Source organism: Rothia uropygialis (genome assembly GCF_004137765.1).
Lineage (GTDB): Bacteria > Actinomycetota > Actinomycetes > Actinomycetales > Micrococcaceae > Rothia.
Genome location: NZ_NOIS01000010.1, coordinates 1 through 611 on the forward strand (window position 1 = coordinate 1; position 611 = coordinate 611).

Annotated in this window: 1 protein-coding gene; it reads left to right on the forward strand. The window is 56.5% G+C overall.

Features of this window, described 5'->3' with window-relative positions; genetic code table 11:
• The first annotated feature begins 81 nt into the window (after positions 1 to 81).
• The gene (locus EWV35_RS13095) at positions 82 to 495 is read left to right on the forward strand and encodes an ArdC family protein (RefSeq protein WP_129662458.1); all 414 of its coding nucleotides are present in this window, start codon (positions 82 to 84) and stop codon (positions 493 to 495) included.
• The last annotated feature ends 116 nt before the right edge of the window (positions 496 to 611 follow it).

Consider the following 611-nt stretch of genomic DNA (forward strand, 5'->3'; position numbering starts at 1 on the left):
GCCGTTTTGGTTGTCCTCGACTAAACTAAAAGTACAGCAAGGGGGGAGGCAGAACCCCCGAAAACCGAAAGGACAAGGACCATGACTACCAAGCAGAATCGCAAAGAGGCCGCCAAGGAGCAGCGCAAGGAGCTGCGCGAGAAGTTGGCCGCGACCGCCGAGAGGATCGAGACCAACCCCGAGGCCGCTGCCGAGTTCGAGAAGTTCGCCCGGAGGTTCCCCAGCTACTCCCCCAAAAATCAGCAAATGATCTGGATGCAGAACGAAAACGCGACGATTTGTGCGGGCTTCAGGAAGTGGCAGGCTGAAGGTCGCCAGGTCCGCAAAGGGGAAAAAGGACTCAAAATCTTCGCCCCCACCAAACGGAAGATCAAAGACGCCGAGGGGAATGTCAAGAAGAACGACCAGGGCGAAGACGAGGAAGAGGCCGGTTTCGTGATGGTGACCGTCTTTGATATCTCACAAACCGAGGTGGCAGAAGCAGAGGCGGCCTAGAGCGTCGGCGCAGGGACCGGGGGTAATCCCCCGGCCCCTTTTTCATGTCCGAAAATCGGCAGAAAAATGCGGCCGAAGACTTGCCGTTTTGGTTGTCCTCGACTAAACTAAAAGTA

Coding starts and splice junctions, on each gene's coding strand:
- EWV35_RS13095 (WP_129662458.1), top strand. CDS start 82: ATGACTACCAAGCAGAATCGCAAAGAGGCCGCCAAGGAGCAGCGCAAG.